The following is a 3,687-nucleotide window of genomic DNA, read 5'->3' on the forward strand; positions in this document are numbered from 1 at the left end:
GGCGGGTGGCGGCGCTCGCACCGCCGACCCGGAGGCGCTGCGGCGCGAGCTGGCGGCCCTGCCCGCCGACCGGTGGGAGGCCGTGCTGCGCGATCTCGTGCTGAGCCTCGCCGCCGCCGTGCTCGGGCACGACGGCGCCGAGGCGATCGACTCCGACCGTGACTTCCTGGAGTCCGGGTTCGACTCGCTCTCCGCGATGGAGCTGCGCACCGCGCTGAACGCCGCCACCGGGCTGAACCTGCCCACGATGGCGGTGTTCGACAACAAGAACCCGGCCGGCCTGGTCCGTGTCGTCACGGAGGAACTGGCGTCGGCGCTCCCCCGCGCCGCCTCCGCCGCCGCACCCCCGACGGAGGAGGACGAGACCGTCACCGAACTGTTCCGCCGGGCGGTCCGGGCCGGCGACGGCTCGGGAGCACTGAGGCTGTTGGCGGCGGTCGCGGCGCTGCGGCCCCGGTTCACCTCCCCGGAGGAGCTCGGACGCGTTCCGAGGACGGTACAGCTCGCCGACGGCCCCCGGCGCCCCCGGCTGATCTGCCTCGCCACACCCATGGCGGGCGGCGGCGTGCACCAGCACGCCCGGCTGGGAGCCGAGTTCCGGGACATCCGGCACGTGTCGGCGCTGCCGCTGCCCGGATTCCAGCGGGGCGAACCGCTTCCCGATTCCGCCGAGGCGCTGACCCGGGTGCTGGGCGAGGCCGTACTGGAGGCGGCGGAAGGGGAGCCGTTCGTACTGCTCGGCTACTCCTCCGGCGGCATCATCGGCCACGTCCTCGCCCGCCACCTGGAGCAGACGGCCGGGATCCCGCCCGCCGGGCTGATCCTGGTCGACACCTTCCGCGTCGAGGACACGGCGATGGACGTCGGGTTCAGCCGCCTGATCGGGGAGGTGCTGGAGATGGAGTCCGTCCTCGGCCGCTACGACGCGTCACGGCTGTCGGCGATGCCGCACTACTTCTCGGTGCTGGAAGGCTTCGACCCCGTCCGGCTGGGCGTGCCCACGCTGTTCCTCCAGGCGTCCGAGCCGTTCGTCGAACCGCCCGAGGGAGTCGACCCGGCGCAGATGCTCGCCTGGCCGTGGGACCCCGAGCACACCCTGCGCACCGTGGAAGGACACCACTTCACGCTCGGGCAGGAGCACGCTCCGGCGACCGCCCGGGCCATCGAGGAGTGGCTGGTGACGCCCGGCTGAGTCCGGGCCGGCACCGGCGATCCCCGGAAGAAGCGCACGCCGCGTACGGGGACGCGGCACCGATGCGGAGAACGACCCGAACTTAGGTGGTTGAGAGATGGTGTCCACGCACGAGGGGACCGTTCCCTTGCACAAGGGAACCGTTCCCTTCCGGGAGTACAAGACCTGGTACCGGGTCACCGGACGGCCGCAGGCCGGCCGTCCGGCCCTGGTCGTCGTGCACGGGGGCCCCGGCTCCACGCACGACTACCTGAAGGGCCTGTCCGTCTACGCCGAACGCGGCTGGACCGTGGTGCACTACGACCAGATCGGCAACGGGGGATCCACCCACCTGCCGGACGCCGACCCCGGCTTCTGGACCCCCCGGCTGTTCCGGGACGAGCTGGAGAACCTGCTGGACCGGCTCGACGTCGCCGACGACTACGTCCTGTTCGGGCAGTCGTGGGGCGGGATGCTGGCCGCCTGGCACGCCTCGGCCCGCCCCGCCGGACTGCGCGGACTGGTCATCGCCAACTCCCCGGCCTCCTACCCGCTGTGGCTGTCGGAGATGGACGTGCTGCGCGCACAACTGCCGCCCGGCGTGGACGAGACGCTGCGGCGGCACGAGGCCGCGGGCACCACCGACAGCGACGAGTACCTCGAAGCGATGCTGGTCTTCTACAGCCGGCACGTCTGCCGCATCGAACCGTGGCCCAACGACCTCATGGCCTCGTACCTGGAGGCCGTCACCGACCCGACGGTCTACCGCACCATGAACGGCCCCAACGAGTTCCACGTCATCGGCAGCCTGCGGGACTGGTCGGTGATCGACTGCCTGCCCCGTATCGACGTGCCCACCCTCGTCCTCTCGGGCCGCCACGACGAGGCCACCCCGGTCACGGTGCGCCCCTTCCGGGAACTCATCCCGAACGCCCGCTGGGAGATCTTCGAGGACTCCAGCCACGCCCCGCAGTTCGAGGAACCGGAACGTTTCTACGAGGTGCTCGGCGCATTCCTCGACTCGGTCGGCGCGATCGGCGCGCGGACCACGACGGTGAGCGGAGGCTGAGACGACGGTGGATGCCAAGGTCGAGGAGATCGTCGACGCGCTGCGCGGCTCGCTCATCGAGAACGAGCGCCTGCGGCAGGACAACGAGAGCCTGCGCGCCGCCGCGCACGCGGCCGCCGAGCCCGTCGCGATCATCGGGATGGGCTGCCGTTTCCCCGGCGGCATCGACTCCCCGGAGACACTGTGGGCGCTGGTCGACGAGGGCCGTGACGCCATCGGCCCGTTCCCCGACGACCGCGGCTGGGACCTGGGCGGCCTGTACGACCCCGAGCCCGGAAAGCCCGGCAAGAGCTACGTCCGCCACGGCGGATTCCTGCGTGAGGCGGCGCTGTTCGACCCCGAGTTCTTCGGGATCAGCCCGCGCGAGGCGCTCACCATGGACCCGCAGCAGCGGCTTCTGCTGGAGATCACCTGGGAGACGATGGAACGGGCCGGGCTCGACCCGGTGTCGCTGCGCGGCAGCCGCACCGGCGTGTTCGCCGGCGCCATGTACCACGACTACGGCATCACCAGCAGCGACGGCAGCCTGATCTCCGGCCGGGTCGCCTACACCCTCGGTCTGGAGGGCCCGGCGGTCACCGTCGACACGGCCTGCTCCTCGTCGCTGGTGGCGCTCCAGTGGGCGTCACAGGCCCTGCGCTCGGGGGAGTGCACCCTGGCACTGGCCGGCGGTGTCAGCGTCATGGCCACGCCCGAGACGTTCATCGAGTTCAGTGAGCAGCGCGGACTCTCGCCCGACGGCCGCTGCCGCTCCTTCGGCGCCTCGGCCGACGGCACCGGCTGGAGCGAGGGCGCGGGCGTCCTGCTGCTGGAGAGGCTGTCCGACGCCCGCCGCAACGGACACCCCGTACTGGCCGTCGTACGCGGGACGGCGGTCAACCAGGACGGGGCGTCCAACGGTTTCAGCGCGCCCAACGGCCCCTCCCAGCGCCGGGTGATCCAGCAGGCGCTCATCGCGGCCGGGCTGACGTCCGCCGACGTCGACGTCGTGGAGGGCCACGGCACCGGCACCTCGCTGGGTGATCCCATCGAGGCGCAGGCCCTGCTGGCCACCTACGGGCAGGACCGCCCCGACGGCAGGCCGCTGTGGCTGGGATCGATCAAGTCGAACATCGGCCACTCCCAGGCCGCCGCCGGAGTCGCGGGCGTCATCAAGATGGTCGAGGCCATCCGGCACGGCACACTGCCGAGGACACTGCACGCCGACGAGGCGTCGCCCCAGGTGGACTGGGAAGCCGGGGACGTCCGCCTGCTGACCGAGGCCCGGGCCTGGCCCGACGCCGGCCGCCCGCGCCGCGCCGCCGTCTCCTCGTTCGGCGTCAGCGGCACCAACGCCCACGTGATCATCGAACAGGCGGACGCGGAACCCGAGCCCGCCGGGCCGCGCCCGGCCCCCGGCACGCCCGTGCCGCTGCCGTTGTCGGCGAGGACCGGGCCCGCCCTGCGC

General features: G+C 72.6%; 3 protein-coding genes. All 3 read left to right on the forward strand.

Features of this window, described 5'->3' with window-relative positions; translation table 11 throughout:
- Positions 1–1,192, forward strand: a 1,192-nt coding sequence (locus B7767_RS20735; protein WP_256923510.1) for a thioesterase domain-containing protein, incomplete at its 5' end; no start/stop codon positions are given.
- A gap of 97 nt (positions 1,193–1,289) precedes the next feature.
- A complete protein-coding gene (locus tag B7767_RS20740) occupies positions 1,290–2,240 on the forward strand; it encodes a proline iminopeptidase-family hydrolase (protein ID WP_085573516.1) in 951 nt (316 codons plus the stop codon).
- Positions 2,241–2,247: 7 nt separating this feature from the next.
- A partial coding sequence (locus B7767_RS20745) for a beta-ketoacyl synthase N-terminal-like domain-containing protein (RefSeq protein ID WP_143652564.1) occupies positions 2,248–3,687 on the forward strand: 1,440 nt, incomplete at its 3' end.

This window comes from Streptomyces sp. 13-12-16 (assembly GCF_002114215.1).
Taxonomy (GTDB): domain Bacteria; phylum Actinomycetota; class Actinomycetes; order Streptomycetales; family Streptomycetaceae; genus Streptomyces.